The 21,332-nt window shown below is 65.7% G+C and carries 21 protein-coding genes; 18 read left to right on the forward strand and 3 right to left on the reverse strand.

Annotated elements, in window-relative coordinates; genetic code table 11:
- Positions 1-2: 2 nt before the first annotated feature.
- Complete coding sequence (locus JX25_RS11640; protein WP_128255288.1) at positions 3-1,283, forward strand: NAD(P)/FAD-dependent oxidoreductase; 1,281 nt, start codon at positions 3-5, stop codon at positions 1,281-1,283.
- Here JX25_RS11640 and JX25_RS11645 read toward each other — a convergent pair.
- A complete protein-coding gene (locus JX25_RS11645) occupies positions 1,280-2,176 on the reverse strand; it encodes a GNAT family N-acetyltransferase (protein WP_164876143.1) in 897 nt (298 codons plus the stop codon). The two genes, JX25_RS11640 and JX25_RS11645, sit on opposite strands and share 4 nt — an antisense overlap.
- 319 nt (positions 2,177-2,495) lie before the next feature.
- Between JX25_RS11645 and JX25_RS11650 the strand changes: the two genes are divergently transcribed.
- From JX25_RS11650 to JX25_RS15420, 5 genes are all read left to right on the forward strand, one after another.
- Positions 2,496-3,623 carry a 5-methyltetrahydropteroyltriglutamate--homocysteine S-methyltransferase gene (locus JX25_RS11650; RefSeq protein WP_128255290.1) on the forward strand — a complete coding sequence of 376 codons (1,128 nt, stop codon included), beginning with the start codon at positions 2,496-2,498 and terminating at the stop codon, positions 3,621-3,623.
- A gap of 72 nt (positions 3,624-3,695) precedes the next feature.
- Positions 3,696-4,673, forward strand: a complete 978-nt coding sequence (locus JX25_RS11655; RefSeq protein ID WP_128255291.1) for a TRAP transporter substrate-binding protein — start codon at positions 3,696-3,698, stop codon at positions 4,671-4,673.
- Positions 4,673-5,128, forward strand: a complete 456-nt coding sequence (locus JX25_RS11660) for a TRAP transporter small permease (RefSeq protein WP_241557947.1) — start codon at positions 4,673-4,675, stop codon at positions 5,126-5,128. Before JX25_RS11655 ends, JX25_RS11660 begins: the two co-directional genes overlap by 1 nt.
- Positions 5,121-6,419, forward strand: a complete 1,299-nt coding sequence (locus JX25_RS11665; protein ID WP_128255293.1) for a TRAP transporter large permease — start codon at positions 5,121-5,123, stop codon at positions 6,417-6,419. Before JX25_RS11660 ends, JX25_RS11665 begins: the two co-directional genes overlap by 8 nt.
- A gap of 43 nt (positions 6,420-6,462) precedes the next feature.
- Positions 6,463-6,582: a small membrane protein YohP gene (locus JX25_RS15420; RefSeq protein WP_479680587.1), complete on the forward strand. Its 120-nt coding sequence runs from the start codon at positions 6,463-6,465 to the stop codon at positions 6,580-6,582.
- A gap of 37 nt (positions 6,583-6,619) precedes the next feature.
- On the opposite strand, the gene JX25_RS11675 is transcribed toward JX25_RS15420, so the two are convergent.
- A complete protein-coding gene (locus tag JX25_RS11675) occupies positions 6,620-7,669 on the reverse strand; it encodes an NAD(P)-dependent alcohol dehydrogenase (RefSeq protein ID WP_128255294.1) in 1,050 nt (349 codons plus the stop codon).
- 365 nt (positions 7,670-8,034) lie between these two features.
- Between JX25_RS11675 and JX25_RS11680 the strand changes: the two genes are divergently transcribed.
- From JX25_RS11680 to JX25_RS11725, 10 genes are all read left to right on the forward strand, one after another.
- On the forward strand, positions 8,035-8,352 hold the full coding sequence (locus JX25_RS11680) for a hypothetical protein (RefSeq protein WP_128255295.1): 318 nt from the start codon (positions 8,035-8,037) through the stop codon (positions 8,350-8,352).
- A gap of 56 nt (positions 8,353-8,408) precedes the next feature.
- Positions 8,409-9,290 (forward strand): hypothetical protein, encoded by an 882-nt coding sequence (locus JX25_RS11685; protein ID WP_128255296.1) that lies wholly within the window; start codon positions 8,409-8,411, stop codon positions 9,288-9,290.
- Positions 9,277-9,684, forward strand: coding sequence for a phage holin family protein (locus tag JX25_RS11690; protein WP_128255297.1), 408 nt, complete (start codon positions 9,277-9,279; stop codon positions 9,682-9,684). The genes JX25_RS11685 and JX25_RS11690 overlap by 14 nt, the downstream gene beginning before the upstream one ends.
- Positions 9,681-10,580 (forward strand): DUF3618 domain-containing protein, encoded by a 900-nt coding sequence (locus JX25_RS11695; RefSeq protein WP_128255298.1) that lies wholly within the window; start codon positions 9,681-9,683, stop codon positions 10,578-10,580. Before JX25_RS11690 ends, JX25_RS11695 begins: the two co-directional genes overlap by 4 nt.
- A 155-nt stretch (positions 10,581-10,735) precedes the next feature.
- Complete coding sequence (locus JX25_RS11700; protein WP_128255299.1) at positions 10,736-11,965, forward strand: Hsp70 family protein; 1,230 nt, start codon at positions 10,736-10,738, stop codon at positions 11,963-11,965.
- 41 nt (positions 11,966-12,006) lie between these two features.
- Complete coding sequence (locus JX25_RS11705) at positions 12,007-13,818, forward strand: glycoside hydrolase family 15 protein (RefSeq protein WP_128255300.1); 1,812 nt, start codon at positions 12,007-12,009, stop codon at positions 13,816-13,818.
- A 100-nt stretch (positions 13,819-13,918) separates the two neighbouring features.
- Positions 13,919-14,776 (forward strand): SDR family oxidoreductase, encoded by an 858-nt coding sequence (locus JX25_RS11710; RefSeq protein WP_128255301.1) that lies wholly within the window; start codon positions 13,919-13,921, stop codon positions 14,774-14,776.
- A gap of 22 nt (positions 14,777-14,798) precedes the next feature.
- Complete coding sequence (locus JX25_RS11715; protein ID WP_128255302.1) at positions 14,799-15,968, forward strand: zinc-dependent alcohol dehydrogenase; 1,170 nt, start codon at positions 14,799-14,801, stop codon at positions 15,966-15,968.
- Positions 15,965-16,714 (forward strand): SDR family NAD(P)-dependent oxidoreductase, encoded by a 750-nt coding sequence (locus JX25_RS11720; protein WP_128255303.1) that lies wholly within the window; start codon positions 15,965-15,967, stop codon positions 16,712-16,714. Before JX25_RS11715 ends, JX25_RS11720 begins: the two co-directional genes overlap by 4 nt.
- Before the next feature lie 170 nt (positions 16,715-16,884).
- Positions 16,885-18,303 (forward strand): sugar porter family MFS transporter, encoded by a 1,419-nt coding sequence (locus tag JX25_RS11725; protein ID WP_128255304.1) that lies wholly within the window; start codon positions 16,885-16,887, stop codon positions 18,301-18,303.
- A gap of 99 nt (positions 18,304-18,402) precedes the next feature.
- Here JX25_RS11725 and JX25_RS11730 read toward each other — a convergent pair whose 3' ends face one another.
- A complete protein-coding gene (locus JX25_RS11730) occupies positions 18,403-18,837 on the reverse strand; it encodes a PRC-barrel domain-containing protein (protein ID WP_164876144.1) in 435 nt (144 codons plus the stop codon).
- Between the two features lie 149 nt (positions 18,838-18,986).
- On the opposite strand from JX25_RS11730, the gene JX25_RS11735 reads away from it, so the two are divergent.
- Entirely contained in the window at positions 18,987-19,781 is a 795-nt protein-coding gene (locus JX25_RS11735; RefSeq protein ID WP_128255306.1) for an NAD-dependent epimerase/dehydratase family protein, read from the forward strand.
- A gap of 12 nt (positions 19,782-19,793) precedes the next feature.
- Entirely contained in the window at positions 19,794-21,308 is a 1,515-nt protein-coding gene (locus tag JX25_RS11740) for an aldehyde dehydrogenase (NADP(+)) (protein ID WP_128255307.1), read from the forward strand.
- Positions 21,309-21,332 lie beyond the last annotated feature (24 nt).

Here is a 21,332-nt window from a genome sequence, read left to right on the forward strand (position 1 = left end):
CGATGGAATACGCATCCTATTGGCATGCAAGCGCCCCGCCCTTCGTGCATGGTGCGGCGGGGCCGGTCGACGGGCAGGTTGACGTGGCCGTGGTGGGCGCAGGCTTCACCGGCCTGTCGGCCGCGCTTGCGCTGGCCCGCGAAGGCGTGCGCGTCGCCGTGCTGGAGGCGGGCCATGTCGGATCGGGCGCTTCGGGGCGCAATGGCGGGCATCTGAACAACGGCATCGCCCACGGCTTTGCCGCTGCCAAGGCGCATCTGGGCGATGCGCGCGCCCATGCGCTTTACCGCGCCTATGACCGTTCCATCGACATGATCGAGGCGCTGGTGGCGGATGAAGGCATCGACTGCGACTTCCGCCGCGCGGGCAAGCTGAAGCTGGCCTCCAAGGAAAGCCACGTCGCCGGCCTTCGCGCCAATCACGAGCTGATCCGCCGCGAGGTGGACCCCGAGACCCGCTGGCTGGACAAGCGTGACCTTGCGGCAGAAATCGGCGGCACCGGCTTTCACGGCGCGATCCTGTATGAAAAGTCGGCCATGATGCATATGGGCCGCTATGTCACCGGCCTTGCGCAGGCGGCGCAGCGCCATGGCGCGACGATCTGGGAAAACGCCCGCGTCACCGCCCGCACCAAGCTGGCCGAGGGGTGGGAGCTGACCACCCCCCGCGGCCGCATCCGCGCCAGCCGCGTGATCGCCGCAACGGGCGCTTATGGCCGCACGCCCCCCTTTGCGTGGTTCCGCCGCCGCATCATCCCCGTGGGATCGTTCATCATCGCCACCCGCCCCCTGACCGAGGCCGAGGTTGCCGCAACCCTTCCGGGCGACCGGACCTGCGTCACGTCACTGAACATCGGCAACTATTTCCGCCTTTCGCCCGACAGGCGCCTGATCTTCGGCGGGCGGGCGCGGTTTTCGGCCAGTTCGGACCAAAGCTCGGACGCGAAATCGGGCCGTATCCTGCGCCGGTCGATGGCGGCGATCTTCCCGCATCTGGCCGATGTGCGGATCGATTACTGCTGGGGCGGGCTGGTGGACATGACGAAGGACCGCTTCCCCCGTGCGGGGCAGGCCGATGGCATGATCTTCGGCATGGGATATTCGGGCCACGGGGCGCAGATGTCCACCCTGCTGGGGCATGCGCTGGCCGATCTGGCACTGGGGCGCAAGGGCACGAATCCGCTTGAAGGGCTGGACTGGCCTGCCATCCCGGCCCACAGCGGCAAGCCTTGGTTCCTGCCGCTGGTCGGGATGTGGTTCGGGCTGAAGGATCGCCTGTCCTAGCCCAGGGAGTGGGCGGCGAGCGCATAGGTCACGGCCCCTTCCGCCGCGCGGCGGTGGGGGCCGATCCGCATCTCCGTCACCGTGTCGTAATCGGCAAGGCCGGCGCCGCGCAGGAACGCAACGAAACGCTCGCTGTCCACGGGTGTATCAAGACGAACGAACCGCCCTTCGGACTGCCGGATCAGGGGGGCGGCAAGGCGGATCGCCATCGCATCATCCTCTGCCGCCATCGGGCCGATCACCACGCCTTTTCCGAAGGGGCGCAGCAGGGCGAAGCCGCAAGGCTTTCCGTCCCGCTCGGCCACGACGCCGGTCGAAAGCGCCAGCAGCGCATCCACCACCGCACCCCGCGGCGCACCGAAGGCATGGGCATCCAGCGCGTGCAGGGCCGGAGTGTCGGCCTGCGTCAACGGCCGGATCGTCAGGCCGGGCAGGTCGGCGGGTGCATCGAACGGCACCGCGATGCCCTGCTGCTGCCGGATCGTGGCCACCGGCACAAAGCCCGCCGCCTGATACAGCCGGTATCCCGACCGCGTCGCGCTGAGGCGCAGATCCCGCCCCGCGCAATCCTGCATCATCCCCGCCAGAAGCGCCCGCCCCGCCCCCTGCGCCTGCAATCGCGGCACCGTCACCATCATGCCCAGCATGGCGAAATCTTCCCCCATCGGGAAATACATCCCCGAGGCAAGCGGGCGGCCGATCTCGTCCACCGCCAGCCGGCCCTTGCCCAGCGAAAGGAACAGGTCCAGATCATCGGGGCGATGGGGCCACAGAACGCCCACCGTCAGTTCATGCAGCAGGTGACGCTGCCCAAGGCCAAGCGGCCCGACGCTGGCCTCATAGGAATCCACCTTCAGCGGCGGAAACGTTCCGATAGCGCCCAGATTTTCCATTCCGCCCTGCCCCTGATGCATGCTGTCGGCCCACCCTATACCAGCGGTGCCGCCACATCGTGCCGAATGACGAAGTGGCCAAGGAAGATTATGCTGCACATCCGCCGCCCCGTCATATCTTCGCAAACCGCCTGCGCCTTGGGCAATGCGGCGGGCGGTTCGGCATCCGGCACGCCGCGACATGCGCCACCTTCATCATCTTCATGAAAATTATGAAGGGCAAAGCAAATTGACATCACGCGCCCGCGCGTGGATGGTTGCCGCAGCTTCGGGGCGGCCACTGCCCGTCCCGCCATGTTCCAAGACCGAAGGCCTGCCAATGACCGCTTCCGCAAACCGTCCCGCCCGCACCGCGCCGTTCCGCGCCGATCACGTCGGCTCGCTCCTGCGGCCCAAGAACGTGGCGGTCGCCCGCGCGGCCAACGTTCCCGCCGCCGATCTGCGGATCGAGGAAGACAAGGGCATCCGCGATCTGGTGCAGCTTCAGCGCGAGGCGGGCATGAAGGTGGTGACCGACGGCGAAGCCCGCCGCGCCTTCTGGCACTATGATTTCATGGGCATGCTGACCGGTCTGGACATGAAACCCTCCAGCCGCAGCCTGCCCTTCAAGACCGAACACAAGACCCCCCCGATCGAGGCGCACCTGACCGGACCGCTGGATTTTCCCGCCGATCACCCGATGATCGAGCATTTCACCTTCGTGAAGAACCTTGCCCAGGCGGGCGAGGCGCCGAAAATCTCCATCCCCGGCCCGTCGGCCTGCCACTTCCGGATGGAGCCGGAGAACATCGAGTACGATGCCTACAAGGACGCCGACAAGCTGTTCGAGGATATCGCCGCAACCTACAAGAAAGCCGTGCAGGCATTCTATGACGCGGGCTGCCGCTATCTTCAGCTGGACGACATCTTCTTCGCCTATCTGGGCGATGCCAACCAGCGCGAGCAGCGCAAGGCGATGGGTCAGGATCCCGACTGGCTGATCGACCGCTATTCCTGGATGCTTGAAGAATCCATCAAGGACCGCCCCGAGGACATGGTCATCGGCATGCACATGTGCCGGGGCAACTTCCGCTCCTCGCACGTGGCCGAAGGCGGCTATGACGTGGCGGCGGATGCGATCTTCAACCGCACCTCGGTCGATGTGTATTTCATGGAATACGACACCGAACGCGCCGGCGGGCTGGAGCCGCTGAAGCTGCTGCCCAAGGGCCACAAGCGCGTCATGGCCGGTTTCATCACCACCAAGACGGGCGAGCTGGAAAGCGCCGACTGGCTGAAATCGAAATTCGACGAGGCTTCGAAATTCGTGGATCTGGACCAGCTGGGCATCGCGCCCCAATGCGGCTTCGCCTCGACCGAGCATGGCAACGCCATCACCGAGGACGACCAGAAGCGCAAGCTGGAGCTGGTGGTCAACACCGCACAGGCCATCTGGAACGAGAACTGATCCTTCCGGAAGCGTTTCCGGACCTATCAGACAGGGCAGCCGAACGGCTGCCCTTTTTCAAAGGATATCATGATGCCGAAGCTGTTCAAACCGGCGCTGGCCGCCGCTGCCCTGTTCCTTGCCGCCCCCGCGATGGCCGAAACGATGAAGTTCGCTCATTTCGTGGCCCCCACCCACACGCTGACCGAAGCCATCGTGCAGCCGCTGACCGAGGCCGCCGCGCCCACGGGGCTGGTGATCGAAACCTATCCCGCGGGCAAGCTGGGCGCCGGGCCGGCCGATCAGTATGTGCGCGTGGTTCAGGGCGTGGCGGATATCGCCTGGGGCATCCAGGGCTATACCTCCTCGCAGTTTCCGCTGTCGATGCTGACGGAACTGCCGGGCGCGCTGCCCGAAGGCATGACGGGGGCCGACTTCCTGTGGAACGGCTGGGATGCGGGGCTGCTGGCACGGGAATATCCCGCAACCGAACCGCTGGCGCTGTGGACGGCCGAACCCGCCGTGCTGATCCTGCGCAGCAAGGTGGTGCGCACGCCCGCCGACCTGCGCGGCCTGAAGATCCGCGTGTCGGGCGCAACGACTGCCCGCGCGGTGGAAGCGCTTGGCGCGGTGCCGGTGCAGCTTTCGGCCGGTGACGTTTACAACGCGATGCAGACGGGCCTTGTGGACGGGCTGATCACCGGGTCCAGCGCCATCGCCGATTTCCGCTTTGACGAGGTTCTGGGCCACGTGACGCTGGGCATCCCGCTGGGCAACCAGTCCTTCTTCGTCGTGGCCAGTGCCGCGAAGATGAAGGCGCTGCCGCAGGACCAGCGGGATGCTCTGGTCGGCGCGTCGGGCCGTGAACTTTCGCGGCAGGCCGAGGCGGCATGGAATGCCAAGGGCGAGGCCGCCATCGCCGCGCTGCGCGAACGCGATCCGGCCATCGTGACCGACCTGACAGAGGCAGAGATCGCGGCCTTTAACGACATCCTGCTGCCGCTGACCGAAAAGATGGTTGCGGATGCGGGCGCAGCCAAGGCACTGGCCACGATGCAGGGCGGCGAATGATGGCCTGGCTGTCGCGCATAAGCGCCGCGCTGTCGGGCGCGGTGCTGCTGGCGGTGACGGCCATGCTGCTGATCGACGTGCTGGGCCGAGCGGCGGGCCATCCGCTGTTCGGTGCGCAGGATGTGGCGCAGATGGCGATGGTGCTGATCACCTTCGGCACCGTTGCCGCGCTGGACCGGCAGAACGGGCAGATCCGCGTGGACCTTCTGAAACCTGCGATGCCCCGCGCGGTGCGCCGCGCCGTCAGCCGCCTGTCGCTGCTGCTGGGGGCCGCGATCTATGCCACGCTGGCATGGACGCTTTGGGATGCGGCGGCGCTGTCCTCGATGCTGTCGCTGGGCACCAACATCCTTGGGCTGCCGCGCGCGCCGTTCCAGTATGCGCTGGCCGCCTTTGCCCTGATCGCCGCGCTGAACGCCGTTCTGCTTGCGGCCACCGGAGATCACGATGACTGAAACCCTTGCCGGCCTTTCCGGCATCGTGGCGCTTCTGGCGCTGATCCTGCTGCGCGTGCCCGTTGCCTTTGCCATGTTCGCGGTGGGCTTTGCGGGCATTTCCTTCCTGTCCGGCCCGCAGGCGGCGCTTGGGCTTCTGGCCTCGGAAACCTTCGCCCTCGCCTCGCAGTTCGACCTGCTGGTCATTCCGCTGTTCATCCTGATGGGCAACCTCGCCTCCCGCTCGGGGATGAGTGCGCAGCTTTACGCAGCCGCCTATGCGCTGGTGGGGCGCTTCCGTGGCGGGCTTGCCATGTCCACGCTGGTGGGCTGCGGGGCATTCGCGGCGCTGTGCGGATCGTCCATCGCATCGGCGCTGACGATGGGACGCGTGTCGATGGACGAGATGGCCCGCTACCGCTATTCCCCGCGCCTTGCCACGGCCACGGTCGCGGCGGGCGGCACGCTGGGCATCCTGATCCCGCCCTCCACCGGGCTTGTGATCTATGCGCTGCTGACGGAACAATCCATCGGGCGGCTGTTTCTTGCGGGCTTTCTGCCGGGGCTGATGCTGTTGTCGCTGTTCATGCTGACGGTGGCGATCCTGTGCTGGCTGAACCCCGCCGCCGGCCCCGCGGGCGAGCGTACCGCCGATATGCGCGGCGCGCTGGTGGCCGCGCTGCCGGGGCTGGCGATCATCGCCATCACCATCGGCGGCCTTTACCTCGGGATCTTCTCGCCCGTGGAATCGGCGGCGGTGGGCGCCGGTCTGCTGGCGCTTCTGGGCCTTGCCCGGCACGAGATCGGGCTGAAAACCCTGTGGACCTGCGGGCGCGACAGCGCCATGACCTCGGCCAGCGTGATGCTGATCCTGATCGCGGCGCATCTGGTGAACCCGTTCCTTGCCCTCAGCCATATTCCGCAATGGGTGGGCGATGCGCTGACGGCCAGCGGGCTGCCGCCCTTCGGCATCCTTGCACTGATCGTCCTGTGCTATCTGCTGCTGGGCATGTTCATGGACGGTTTTGCCATGCTGGTGCTGACGCTGCCGATCTTCTTCCCCGTCATCGTGGCGCAGGGCTTCGATCCGATCTGGTTCGGCGTGATCGTGATGATCGTGCTGGAAATGGGGCTGCTTTCACCGCCCGTGGGCATGAACGTGTTCATCGTCCATTCGGTGGCCCGCCACGTTCCGCAGGCCGAGATTTATCGTGGTGTCCTGCCGTTCTGGCTGGCGATGATCGCGGCGCTGGTGATCCTGTCGCTGGTGCCGGAAATCGCGACCGCCCTGCCCGACTGGATGATGGGCTGAGGTTTTTTGCCATGCCGGCGGAACGAGGCGATCCCGCATCACGTTGAAAAGGGAAAGCTGCAACCGCGAGGATACCATGTTCAAGTTCATCGGCGGCACCATCGGCGTGATCTTCCTGATCGGCCTTCTGGTGGTTATCGGGCTTCTGGCCCTGATCTTCTGATCTGAAAAGGCCCGCCGATCCGGCGGGCCTTTCTTCTTCAGGCGGCGTCCAGCGACGCCATGTCGATCACGAAACGATAGCGGACGTCGGCGCGGTCCATCCGTTCGAACGCTTCGTTGATCTGGTCCATGCGGATCATCTCGCATTCGGGCAGGATGTTCATGCGGCCGCAGAAATCCAGCATTTCCTGCGTTTCGGCGATCCCGCCGATCAGCGACCCTGCAACGCGGCGGCGGCCCATCAGCATCGGCACGGTCACCATCTCGTCCATCGGGCCAACCTGGCCGACGATGCACAGCGTGCCATCCACGTCCAGCAGCGGCAGATAGGGGTTCAGGTCGTGCTTCACGGGCACAGTGTCGATGATGACGTCAAAGCCCGAAGCTGCCTGCGCCATCGCATCCGCGTCCGAGGAGATGAGGAAAGCATGTGCGCCCAGTTCCAGCGCATCCCCTTCCTTGGACGGAGAGCGCGAGATCACCGTGACATGCGCGCCAAGCGCGACGGCCAGCTTGATCGCCATGTGGCCAAGCCCGCCCATGCCCACAACGGCCACGCGGCTGCCCGGACCCACGCCAAAGGTGCGCAGCGGCGAATAGGTGGTGATGCCGGCGCACAGCAGCGGCGCGGCGCGGGCAAGGTCCAGCCCCTCGGGCAGGCGCAGAACGAACTCCTCGCGGACGATCAGGTGCTTGGCATAGCCGCCCATCGTGATCTCGCCCGATTGGCGGTCGGGGCTGCCATAGGTCTGGGTCATGCCCTCGCGGCAATATTGTTCTTCGCCCGAATTGCACTGGTCGCAATGCAGGCAGCTGTCGACCATGCAGCCGACGGCAACGTGATCGCCCACCTTGTAGTCCGTCACGGCTGCGCCCACCTCGGTCACGCGGCCGACGATTTCATGGCCCGGCACGATGGGATAGGTATCGCCGCCCCAGTCGTTGCGGGCGGTGTGCAGGTCCGAATGGCACACGCCGCAATACAGGATCTCCATTGCCACATCCTCGGGGCGCAGGGCGCGCCGCTCGAATGTGTAGGGTTCAAGCGGGGCCGTGCTGCTTTTCGCGGCATATCCGATTGTTTGCATCGTGGTATCCTTTTCCGTCAGGGGCTGCATGCCCTGAATGCCAGCATATGGGGGCGCCGCGGCGCGATGCCAACAGCCCGGCCAACAGCCCGGCGGCAGTGTCGCGGGCACGCAAGCGCTGCGATCGCCGTGCGTCGCGCTGCAGTTCCATCAGAAGGCGTGATGCCCTCCAGCGGAAAGCTCATGCCGGGCGGGGGCGGAAACGGGAGGCATGGCTTCTCCTGTCCCGGGATGCGGGCCTGTTCCATCAGGTTCCTCCCCCACCGGCAAGGGGATGTTCGGGGCGCGGCGGAACAAGCCAGCCCCTGCAACCGTTTACCTGCCACCAGCGCAATCAACCGCGCCCGTCAAGACAGGAGTGGACGATGAAGACCCCCACGACCGACCGGCTGCGCAGCGACATCGATTCAGGCCGCTCCGGCGATAAGGTGAATTTCTCCGATCCCGCGATGTCCCCGCTGGGCACGGATGACGAAGCCGCAGGCACGCCGAACACGCCCGAACAGATCCGCATGGCAGCACAGCACGAAACCACCCGCGGCGATGATCCGTCGGCCGGGCGCAAGGATCGCAACCCCGAACTGCGTCAGCGCGACAAGGGGCGCTTCCTCTTCGCGATTGCCGGAATCATCCTTCTGGCACTGATCCTTGCATGGATTTTCGGCGCGATGGGCAACGGATGAACAAGGCGACGGAACACGGGACCGTGAATCCCGTTGTGCCCCGGAAGGAGACGACGATGGCCACCCCGACCGACCGGTCCCCGCTGCCGAAAGATCCGGAAAACCGCGCCAACGTTTTTTCCGACGCGCCGCCGAAACCGGACCGGGCGGCCCCCGGCGCCAAAACGACAACTGGCCCGGAGGGCCACCGATCCAACAACGGAAAGGAAGAAGAAATGACCTATTCTGACACACCGGATCATTCGACCGACAAGCTGAAGAACCGCGCCCAGCACGAATACCAGGACGCGAAGGAACGCCTGCATGACAGCAGCGCCCGCCTGCGCCAGAATGCCAGCAGCAACCTGATGAACGCCGTTACGAGCGAGCTGGAGCGCCGCAAGTCCGGCATGGGAGACGAGCTGCGCACCATCGCCAAGTCCCTGCGCCACGCTTCGGAAGAACAGGAATCCGAAGGCGTCACGGCACCTGCCGGCCTTATCTCCAAGGGCGCCGACCTGATCGAGGATCTGAGCGAGGAGCTGGAGAACCGTTCGGTCGATGACATGGGCCGTGCCGTTTCCGATTACGCCCGCGCCAACCCGGCGATCTTTGTCGGCGGCTGCCTGATTGCGGGCCTTGCCCTTGGCCGCGTGCTGACCGCCTCGACAAAGAACGTGCGTTCGGACCGCGAGCCGCAGTCGACATATGGCGCATCGCCCTATGCCGCGCCGGTACCCGCGCCGATGTCCACCTCCACGCCGAAGCCGCCGGCCCCCGCGACACCCGCCCCGACCACGGCAACACCCGCATCCAGCACGCCGGCATCCGCAGGCATGGGCGCAACCCCTTCGGTCCGTACGGCTGGCGTGACGGAACCGTCGCCTGTCAAGCCCGCCACTTCGGCCACGCCGGGCTATGTTTCCCCGAAAAAGGAGACGGATAATGGCAAGCTTTGACCAACGTCCCCCGCAGGACAACCGGTCGCTGACGGATCTGATTGCGGATCTGGTCCATGACCTGTCCGACCTGGTCCGAAGCGAAGGCCGTCTTGTCCGTGCCGAGATCACCGAAGCAGGCCGCCGCGTGGCCCATGGCGCCGAGATGGTCGTTGCCGGCGGGATCATCCTGCTGCTGGCCGCAATCGTCCTGCTTCAGGCCCTGGTCGTTGCGCTGGCGCATTGGGTCGGGCCGGGCTGGGCCTCGGTCATCGTCGGTGTCGTGCTGTTCGTGATCGGCGGGCTGCTGATCACCCGCGGCCGCAAGGACCTGTCCACCAAAGCGCTGATGCCCGAACGCAGCCTCGAGCAGACCAGCCGCGATACCCGTCTTGTGAAGGAGCAGTTGAAATGAGCGAGTCCCCCAAATCCATCGAAGCAGAGGTCGAAGCCAACCGCGCCAATGTCGAGGGCACGCTGAACGCGCTGCGCGACAAGGCCTCGGTGCAAGGCATCATGAACGATGTCAGCCGCTATGTCGGCATCAACGATGCGCGCGGCACGCTGGAAGCGGCCGGCCGGCAGGTCAATGCGAACCCGGTGGCCTTCGGGCTGATCGGCCTGGGCCTTGCCTGCCTTGCAACGGGCATCGCACGCCGCCATCCCGACAATTACGGCCCGCAGGATTCCATGAACAGCTCTTCCGTGGCCGGTGGCCGTTCGGGCGTGGGCGCACGGGTGCGCGAGTACAAGGGGCGGGTTCAGGGCTTTGCCGGTCAGGCGCAGCAGGGCGCGCATGATTACAGCGACAAGGCGAAGGACGGCGTAAACCAGTACACGAACGCCGCTTCCGAAAAGCTGCACGCCGCGCGCGACAACCTGTCCGAGCGCTATGACAACACGCGTCATTCGCTGGCGGATCGCTACGAAAGCACCCGCACGCGCGTTTCGGACCTGTCCAGCCGCGCCTCCCAGCAGGTCAGCGCGCAACCGTTGATCTTCGGCGCTGTCGCCCTGGTTGCCGGTGCCGTTCTGGGTGCCGCACTGCCCAAGTCCAACGCCGAGAACCGCTGGCTTGGCCCGAGCCATGACCGCCTTGCCGAAGGCGCCCGCGACATGGCGAGCGAGCTGAAGGAACGCGCCACCGCCGCGGCCGAGGCCGGCCTGAACGCCGCCTCGCACACGGCGCAGGACGAAGGTCTGGTTCCCGACGAGAAGGGCAGCACCGTTGCCGAAAAAGTCCAGCACGTTGCCGAAGCCGCCGTCGAAGGCGCCAAGGAAGAGCTGAAGAAAGACAACAAGAACGCCTGATCCGGGGCCGTTCGCGCGGCCCTTTCCCTTCGCGCCGGTTTCGCCAGGCCCAGCTTGGCGATCCGGCGCGAATTTGTTTGTGCCCCTCCCGCCGCAAGCTTGCGCAGGGTCCGCTTCTCCGCTAGGCGGTGCGGCCCATTTGCAGGAAAAGCGGCATGACGAACATTCTCGGAATCGATTTCGGGACCTCAAACTCGGCGGCTGCGATCGCCCATGATGGTCACGTGTTCCGCATTCCGGTGGAGGCGGGAACCGAAACGCTGCCAACGGCCGTGTTCTTTCCCGTGGGCGGCGGCATGCGCATCGGCGCCGCGGCGGGCCGCGCGCTGGTTGATGGCACCGAGGGGCGATACATGCGCGCGCTTAAAAGCGTGCTCGGCACCTCGCTTTTGCATGAATCACGGCTGATCGGCGGGCGCCGCCGGTCGGTTGCCGATATCATCGCCGCCTTTCTGACCGAACTTCGCACAAAGGCCGAAGCGCAGGCGGGCCGGCGCTTCACCCGCGTGCTTTCGGGCCGCCCGGTGCATTTCCACGCCGATCCCGCCCGTGACGCGCAGGCCGAAGCCGATCTTCGTGCCTGCTATCTTGCCGCCGGGTTCGAGGAGGTCAGCTTCATGGCCGAACCCGAGGCAGCGGCCGTGGCCGCCCAGGGCTTGGGCGGGGCGAACGATCTGGGGCTGATCGTCGATATCGGGGGCGGCACGTCGGATTTCACGGTGTTCCGCACGCAGAACGCCGCGCCGGAAATCCTTGCCAGCCACGGCATCCGGCTGGGCGGCACGGATTTCGACCATGCCGTCTCGATGGCCCATGCCATGCCCGCCTTGGGCCATGGCAGCCAGCTGCGCCGCGAAATGGGCGACGGGCTTCTGCCCGTTCCCGTCGGCATCTTCAACGATCTGGCCACATGGGCGAAGATCCCGTTCCTTTACACCCCCGACACGCGGCGCATGGTGGCGGGCATGGTCAAGCTGGCCACCGATCAGCAGGCCATCACCCGCCTTGCCACCGTACTGGAGGATGAATCCGGCCACGATCTGGCCTTCGCGGTGGAACGGGCCAAGATCGCGGCCAACGGTGGCGCAGCCGACGCCCGGATCGAGATGGGGTTCATCGAACGCGGCCTGCGTCCGGGCGTCACCCCCGAAACGCTGGACGCCGCCCTTGCCGCCTTCAGGTCCGACCTGCGCCGCGCCGCCGCCGAAACGCTGGACCGGGCAGGCCTTCCGGCCAGCCGCATCGGGCGGGTGATCCTTGTCGGCGGTTCCAGCCTGATGGGGCTGGTGGCGGATGAAGCGGCAGCGCTTTGCCCGGGCGCCCGCATCCTGCGCAGCGAGGCGTTCACCGCGGTGGTGGACGGGCTGGCGCTGGCCGCGCGCTGATCACGCCATAGGTATGGGCGGGCCTGCAACACGGACCGTCCATGCCCCACACTCCGCTTCCCCCCCGCCGCGACGATGACGGCTTTGTTCCCCTTGACGCCTATGGCGCGCTTGGCGAAGGCCGATCGGTCGCGCTTTCGGCCGAGGATGGCGGCATTGACTGGTGGTGCGTGCCCAACATGGACAGCCCGCCCCTGTTCGACCGGCTGCTGATCGGTTCGGCCGAATTGCCCGACGGCACATATGCCGGCCATTTCACCATCACGCCGACCGATCCCTTCCGCGTGTCCCGCACCTATCGCGATCACAGCAATGTTCTGGAAACCCGCTTCATCACCGATGGGGGGGAGGCGGTGCTGACGGAATCGCTGAACAGCGGCACCGCCGGCCGCATGCCATGGGCCGAACTGGGCCGGCGGCTGGATTGCGTGCGCGGCCGGATGGGATTTCAGCTGACGTTGCGGCTTGGCCATCGTGCGGGGCGGTGCAGCCCTTATCTTTCGCATGCGGGCAAGCACTGCCTGTTCCATGTGGGCGAAGTTCTGGGAGTCTTCCTTTACGACAGCGACGCCACCGACCTGGCGGTGCAGGATGACAAAACCGAGGGCCGGTTCGAGATGACGGAAGGCCAGCGGCACACTTTCGGCATCGTGGCCGGGGCCGCCGAACCGCTGGTCGTGCCGAAGCTGGAGGCGGTGGACAGCCGCATCGACCTGTCCGACAAGGAATGGCGGGACTGGGCGGTGCTGTTCCATGACGGGCAGGATCTGTCCAGTTTCATGCTGCGGCAGGCGCTGGCGCTGAAGATCCTGCTTTATTCGCCCAGCGGGGCGATCGCCGCGGCGGCGACATCCTCGCTTCCCGAACGCATCGGCGGCGACAAGAACTATGACTACCGCTATGCTTGGGTGCGCGATGCGGGCCATACGATCGTGTCGTTTCTTGACCTTGGCGCGGATGCCGAGGCGAAGGCCGCGATGACATGGCTGCTGAACCAGCTGGCGGCCCACGGCTCGCAGGTGTGTTTCAGCCTTGATGGCGGCGTTTACAAGAACCTGGAGGAGGTTCCGCTTCCCGGCTATCGCGGCAGCCGCCCCGTGCTGCTGGGCAACCAGGCGGCGGGCCAGCACCAGCATGGCACCTATGGCGACATCTTCGAAACGGTGGGCGCCTTCACGCGGCAGGGGCACGTGATCGATGCCGGAAGCGCCGAAACCCTGTCCCATCTGGCCGACGAATGCGCCGACATGTGGCGCCAGCCCGACAGTGGCATCTGGGAACTGCCGCAGATCGAACATTACACCATGTCCAAGATAAACTGCTGGCAGGCCCTGTCCCGCGCGGTGGAAATGGCCGACCACGGCCACCTGCCCACCACCTGCCGCGACCGCTGGGACCGTGAACGCCTGCGGATCGCCGACTGGATCCAGACGCGCTGCTGGAACGAAAAGCTGGGCGCCTACACGATGGTGCCGGATTCCGACAAGCTGGACGCCTCTGTCGCGCTGGCGGTCCGGTTCGGCTTCGACGGAAAGGACCGGCTGGAACGCACGCTGGATGCGATCGACCGGCATCTGGGCGCGGGGCCGTTCCATTACCGCTATTCCGGGATGGAGGAGGAGGAGGGCTGTTTCCTTGCCTGTTCGTTCTGGATGGTGGATGCGCGGCTTCGGCTGGGCCAGAAAGACCGCGCGCGCAAGGCGTTCGATGCGCTGCGGGCGGGCCTTGACCGCGGCGTCGGCACCCTGCCCGAAATGGTGGATCCCAAGGATGGCTCGTGGTTGGGCAACATGCCGCAGGGGCTGACGCATCTGGCCGCGCTGCAGGCTGCGGCAGGGCTTCTGCGCGCCTGACCCGCGCCGCGCAGGCGGGGCTTTCCGCCTGCGCGCAACCCTTGCGGGAACATCGTCCCCTTGCCCCCGTTGATGCCGGGCAACGCAATGGAGGCGACCGATGAAAGATTTTCCCAAACCGCCCTTCCCCGAACAGCAGCAGGACATGCCGGGCAGCACGGACAAGATGGATCCGCGCCCCGACCACGGCGAAGACAGCTACAAGGGTTCGGGCAAGCTGGAGGGGATGAAGGCGATCATCACCGGCGGCGACAGCGGCATTGGCCGTGCCGTGGCCATTGCCTATGCCCGCGAAGGGGCGGACGTTCTTATCGCCTATCATTCCGAACACGAGGAAGCGGCCGAAACCAAGCGCCTGATCGAAGCCGCGGGCCGCAAGGGTGTCGCGCTGGCCTGCGATCTGAAGCGCCCCGACGAATGCCGCCGCGTGGTTGAAACTGCGGTGAAGGAACTGGGCGGGCTGGACATCCTTGTGAACAATGCCGCCCATCAGGCCAACATCACCGAATTCACCGATATCCCCGACGAGGAGTGGGAGATCACCTTCGCCACCAACATCCATTCGATGTTCTACCTGTCGAAGGCCGCCGTTCCGCACATGAAGCCGGGATCGTCGATCATCAACACGACCTCGGTCAATGCCGACACGCCGCGCCCCACGCTGCTGGCCTATGCCACCACGAAAGGCGCGATCCACAACTTCACCGGCGGGCTGGCGCAGTTGCTGGGCGAAAAGGGCATCCGCGTGAACTGCGTGGCCCCCGGCCCGTTCTGGACGCCGCTGATCCCGTCGACCATGCCCGCAGAAAAGGTCAAGACCTTCGGCCAGCAGGTGCCGATGGGCCGTCCGGGCCAGCCGGCGGAAATCGCACCGGCCTATGTCATGCTGGCCGATCCGGTTTCCAGCTACACCTCGGGTGCGACGATCGCCGTCACCGGCGGCGCGCCCTTCATCTGATCGCGAAAAACAGGAGGACACCATGAAAGCCATCACATGGCACGGCAAAAGCGACATGCGTTGCGACAACGTCCCCGACCCCAAGATCGAGGACGGGCGCGACGCGATCATCAAGGTGTCCTCCTGCGCGATCTGCGGGTCGGACCTGCACATCTATGACGGGGTGATCCCGCATGTGCACCACGGCGACATCATCGGCCACGAAGCCATGGGCGAGGTGGTCGAGGTGGGCCGCGACAACAAGGCCCTTTCGGTGGGCGACCGCGTGGTCGTGCCCTTCACCATCGCCTGCGGCGAGTGCTTCTTCTGCAAGCGGGGCTTCTTCTCTGGCTGCGAACGGTCCAACCGCAACCACGATCAGGCGCGCAAGCTGTGGGGCAATTCCCCAGCCGGCCTGTTCGGCTATTCGCACATTCTGGGCGGCTATGCGGGCGGTCAGGCCGAATTCCTGCGGGTGCCCTTTGCCGATGCCGGCCCGATCAAGGTGCCCGACAACCTGACCGACGATCAGGCGCTGTTCCTGTCCGACATCTTCCCCACCGGATACATGGCGGCAGAGTTCTGCGATCTGAAGGGCGGTGAAACCGTCGCGATCTGGGGCTGCGGTCCTGTCGGCCAGATGGCGATCCGCTCGGCCTTCATGCTGGGGGCGGAACGCGTCATCGCGATCGACACCGTGCCCGAGCGGCTGGCGCTGGCGGCGCAGGGGGGCGCCGAAACGCTCGATTTCCGCGATGTGGACATTTACGACGAGATCATGGCCCGCACCGAAGGGCGCGGCGCGGATGCCTGCATCGACGCAGTCGGCACCGAGGCCGACATGCTTTCGGGCTTCAGCGCCGTGATCGACCGCGTGAAGATGGCCACCTTCATGGGCACGGACCGTCCCTTCGTGCTGCGCCAGGCCATCATGTGCTGCCGCAACTTCGGCACCGTCTCCATCGTGGGTATCTATGGCGGGTTGCTGGACAAGATCCCCATGGGTTCGGCCATCAACCGCGGGCTGACCTTCCGCATGGCGCAAACGCCGGTGCAGCGGTATCTGCCGAAGCTGCTGGATCACATCCAGGAAGGGCGGATCGATCCGTCATTCGTGATCACCCACAAGGGAAGCCTTGAAGACGGGCCCGAGCTTTACAAGACCTTCCGTGACAAGAAAGACGGATGCATCAAGGTGGTGCTGAACCCATGACACTTGCAGTCGTAACCGGAGCGTCCAGCGGGATCGGGCTGGAAATGGCGCGCATCTGCGTGGCTGAGGGGGACGATCTGATCATGATCGCGAACGAGCCCGAGATCCACACCGCCGCGGGCGAATTGCGCGCCGAAGGAATTCACGCCGATCAGGCCACGGCCGAAGGATGCGCCACAATTCTTGACGCCATCGGCGGGCGCGAGGTGGACCTTCTGTTCCTGAACGCCGGCACCAGCCTTGTGGGCACCGTCCAGCAGCAGGAGATGGAGGAGATCGAGCGGATCATCCAGACCAACATCCTTGGCACCGTGCGCCTTGCCCATCCGCTGTGCCGGCGCATGGTGGCGCGTGGCAGCGGGCGGATCCTGATCACCGGCTCCATCATGGGATACATGGCGGGAAGCTGGCAAACCGTCTATGCGGGCACCAAGGCGTTCCTGAACACCTTCGCGGTCGCCCTTGGGCACGAGTTGCAGGATACCGGCGTTTCCGTCACCTGCCTGATGCCGGGCGCCACGGAAACCAGCTTCTTCACCCGCGCGGGCCTTGACGATACCGCCATAGGAAAAATGAAGAAGGACGATCCCGCGATGGTGGCCCGTGCAGGCTATGACGCGATGATCGCCGGCCGGGCGCAGATCACGCCCACGCTGAAGAACAAGCTGCAGGGCGCCGCGTCAGAGGTGATGCCCGCCCCGCTTGTTGCAGGGCTGAGCGAGCGGATGTTCAAGCCGCGCGACTGATCGCATCAAGGGGGCAGCACTGCGGGCTGGCCCCTTCTTCGCAACTGCCGGTTGTGTGACGGGATTTTCCCGAACCGATACGATTTTGCAGGTTGACCTGCCCCCCTTCCAAGGCAGATCAGGCCAGACCGGCCGGTACTGGCCGGTTACGGAAGAAGGACCACGGAAACATGCAAGAAGATCACGATCAGGACGGCACGTTGTCGCGCCGCCTGATGCTTGTCACGGGCACAGCGGCCCTTGGCGGGTTCCTGTTCGGCTATGACAGCTCGATCATCAACGGCACGGTTGATGCCATCCGCAACGAATTCGGGCTGTCGGCGGCGGCGATCGGCTTCACCGTATCCTGCGCCCTGCTGGGGGCCATGATCGGCGCATGGTATGCCGGTGTCTGCGCTGAAAAGTTCGGGCGCGTGCGCACGATGGTCATCGCCTCGGTCCTGCTGACGGTCAGCGCCATCGGCTCTGCGCTGGCCTTCGGCGCGACGGACCTGATCATCTGGCGCTTCGTGGGCGGGGTTGGCGTCGGCTTTGCCTCGGTCATCGCGCCGGCCTATATCGCCGAGGTGTCGCCCGCGGGCAGCCGCGGACGCCTTGGAACCCTGCAGCAGATGGCGATCGTGTTCGGCATCTTCCTGTCGCTTCTGGTCAGCGCGATCCTTGCCGGCATGGCGGGCGGCGCGGCGCAGGCGCTTTGGGGCGGCACGGCATGGCGCTGGATGTTCCTGACCGAGGTCGTGCCCTCGGCCATTTACGGCCTTCTGGCGATGCGCCTGCCCGAATCTCCCCGCTATCTGGTGGAACGCAACCGCATCGACGAGGCGCGGACCGTGCTGGACAAGGTCGTGGGCATCAGGAACCCGGACCGTCTGAGTGCCAAGATCGAGGAGATCCGCGGCACCGTCGGTGCCGAGGCGCGCAAGTCGTTCGCCGACCTGAGGGGCGGCAGCTTCGTGTTCCACGGGGTCGTCTGGATCGGGATCATCCTGTCGGTGTTCCAGCAATTCGTCGGCATCAACGTGATCTTCTATTACTCCACGACGCTGTGGCAGTCGGTGGGCTTCCAGGAATCGGATTCGTTCATGATCTCGGTCATCATGTCGATCACGAACATCGTGGCCACCTTCATCGCCATCGCGCTGATCGACACCGTGGGCCGGCGCAAGCTGCTGATGGGTGGGTCGGCGCTGATGGCGCTGTCGCTGGCGGTGATGGCCATCTCGTTCAACCATGCCGAGATCGTGGACGGCGCGCTGTCCCTGCCCGATCCGTGGGGGCCCGTTGCACTGGTGGCGGCCAACGTGTTCATCGTGGGCTTCGGCGCCAGCTGGGGCCCCGCCGTCTGGGTCCTTCTGGGAGAGATGTTCCCCAACCGCATCCGCGGCATGGCGCTCGGCCTTGCCGGCGCGGCGCAGTGGCTGGCCAACTTCGTGGTCAGCACCACCTTCCCGATCCTGTCGGGCATCGGGCTGGACTTCGCCTACAGCCTTTACGCCTTCTTCGCCCTGCTGTCGCTGTTCTTCATCTGGCGCGCGGTTCAGGAAACCAAGGGCCGCTCGCTGGAGCAGATGGTGACCGGGCGGCGCTGACCCCGCCTGCCTTGGGGCGTGCCATGCGCCCCGAACCCCGAACGAAAGAAGCCGCGCAGGAAGATCCCTGCGCGGCTTTCCGGTTTCATGGAAAACGGATCATTCCCAGAAGTTGCGGTCCAGCTCCGGCAGGTCGCGCAGTTCTTCCTGCGACAGGCGCGTCACATAGGAAAAGTCGCGGTTCTTGCCGGCAACCAGTGCAAGATCGGACACGGGCAGCAGGACATGGCGATCGCCAAGGCCAAGGAAGCCGCCGATCTCGGCCTCGATCGCGACCAGCTTGCCTTCGCTGTCCAGAACCACGTCCTCGATCTCGCCCACCTTTTCCCATTCGGATTCGACGGTGGTATAGGTTGCGCCCTCGAACGACTGCTGGTCGATGCCGGTGGCGACGCTGTAAACGGTGCCGTCTTCCAACTCATCCCCGCTGACAAGGTTCGCCGACGAGGTAAGGTCGACGGTGCCCGCATCCTGCGCATGGGCAGCGCCGGCAGCAAGCATCAGGGCGATAAGCGAAGGGGTCACGATCTTCATGGTGGTCTCCTCTTGGGTTGCCATGCCCAACGTGACAGCCCCCCGGCAGTTCCCGCCGGAAAATCCCGCCGATACGCCCGCTTGGAGGTGGACGCGGAAACGCATACTTGTATGATAACTGCATCACCAGCACGTAGGGGGAGACCGTAGTGCAACGAATACTGATCACTGGCGCGGCAGGGGGGCTGGGCCGCGTGATGCGCGAAAAGCTGAAACCCCTGGCCGAAACCATCCGGCTGTCCGACATATCCGACATGGGCGAGGCCGGCCCGAACGAAGAAATCGTGCGCTGCGATCTGGGCGATGAAGCCGCGGTTCTGGACCTTGTGGAAGGGTGCGACGCCATCATCCACCTTGGCGGCGTTTCGGTCGAACAAAGCTTCGACAAGATCCTGAACGGCAACATCAAGGGCGTCTACAACCTTTACGAGGCGGCGCGCGCCCATGGCCATCCGCGCATCGTCTTTGCCAGTTCGAACCACACCATCGGCTTTTACACGCAAGACCAGCGCCTGACCCCGGACATGCCGATGAAGCCCGACGGCCTTTACGGCGTGTCCAAGTGTTTCGGCGAGGCGATGGCCAGCCTTTACCATTCGAAGTTCGGGCAGGAAACGGCGATCGTCCGCATCGGATCATGCTTCCCCGAACCCGCGAATTACCGGATGCTGTCCACGTGGATGTCGTTCGATGACTTCACCGCCCTGATCGGGCGCTGCCTGTCCGTGCCGCGCCTTGGCTGCCCCATCATCTGGGGCGCGTCCGACAACGATCGCGGCTGGTGGGACAACTCTGCAGCCGGCTTCCTGGGCTGGCGGCCAAAAGACAACGCCGAGGTTTACGCAGCCTCGGTGCTGGCGAAGGACGGCCCGCTTGCGGCCGATGATCCCAACGCCATCTATCAGGGTGGCATGTTCACCCGTGATCCCATCCACAAGACCTGAAAGGACCACGACATGAGCTTTACTCCGCATGGCAAGCATCTGATCGCAGGCGAATGGGTCGCCACCGACACCAAATTCTCTTCGGAACCTGCAACGGGGCCGGTGCACAGCTTCTCGGTCGGGACGGTCGAACTGGTCAACCGCGCCTGCGAGGCCGCCGAAGAGGCGTTCTGGACCTATGCCTACACCACCCGCGAAGAGCGCGCGAAGTTCCTTGCAACCATCGCCGACGAGATGGAGGCCCGCGCCGATGCCATCACGGAAATCGGCAGCCAGGAAACCGGCTTGCCCACCGCCCGCCTGCAGGGCGAACGTGGCCGCACCACGGGCCAGCTGCGCCTGTTCGCAAGCCACATCCGGGACGGCGCCTACCTTGACCGCCGCACGGACGCGGCCATGCCCGACCGCCAGCCCGCACCGCGCCCGGAAATCCGCATGATCCAGCGCCCGATCGGCCCGGTTGCCGTGTTCGGTGCGTCGAACTTCCCGCTCGCCTTCTCCACCGCAGGTGGCGACACGGCGGCGGCGCTGGCCGCAGGCTGCCCGGTCGTGGTCAAGGGCCACTCCGCCCACCCCGGCACCGGAGAGATCGTGGCAGAAGCGATCCACGCCGCGATCGAAAAGACCGGCATGCCGAAGGGCGTGTTCAGCCTGATCCAGGGCGGCAAGCGCGACGTTGGCACCAGCCTCGTCCAGCACCCGAACATCAAGGCCGTCGGCTTCACGGGCAGCCTTGGCGGTGGCCGCGCGCTGTTCGACCTGTGCGCCCAACGCCCCGAGCCGATCCCCTTCTTCGGCGAGCTGGGCTCGGTCAACCCGATGTTCATGCTGCCCGAGGCGCTGGCCGCGCGCGGTGAAGCACTGGGCCAGGGCTGGGCCGGTTCGCTGACCATGGGCGCGGGCCAGTTCTGCACCAACCCCGGCATTGCCGTGGTTCCGCAGGGCGCCGAGGGTGACGCCTTCATCGCCGCCACCGCCAAGGCGCTGGAAGCCGTCGCACCGCAGGTCATGCTGACCAATGGCATCGCCGACGCCTATCACAAGGGCAAGGACCGCTTCGACAGCCGCAACTCGGTCCGTCCGGTCGTGTCCAAGCAAAGCACGGGCCGCGAGGTCAGCCCGAACCTTTACGAGGTTTCCTCGGAAGCGTTTCTTGCAGATCACTCGCTGGGCGAAGAAGTGTTCGGCCCGCTGGGCGTTGTCGTCCGCACCCGCACCCCTGAAGAAATGGTGCAACTGGCCAAGGGTCTGGAAGGTCAGCTGACCATCACGATCCACATGGACAAGGGTGACACCGAAGCCGCGCGCAAACTGCTGCCGGTGGTGGAACGCAAGGCCGGACGCGTGCTGATCAACGGCTTCCCGACGGGTGTGGAAGTGGTGGATTCGATGGTTCATGGCGGGCCGTACCCGGCATCGACCAACTTCGGCGCCACCTCGGTCGGCACCATGTCGATCCGCCGGTTCCTGCGCCCCGTGGCGTTCCAGAACCTGCCGGCCGAACTGATCGAAGGCGATCTGGCCTGATCAAAAAGGGACGCCGCCCGAAAG

The organism is Falsirhodobacter deserti (assembly GCF_004015795.1).
In the GTDB taxonomy this organism is placed as follows: Bacteria; Pseudomonadota; Alphaproteobacteria; order Rhodobacterales; family Rhodobacteraceae; genus Falsirhodobacter; species Falsirhodobacter deserti.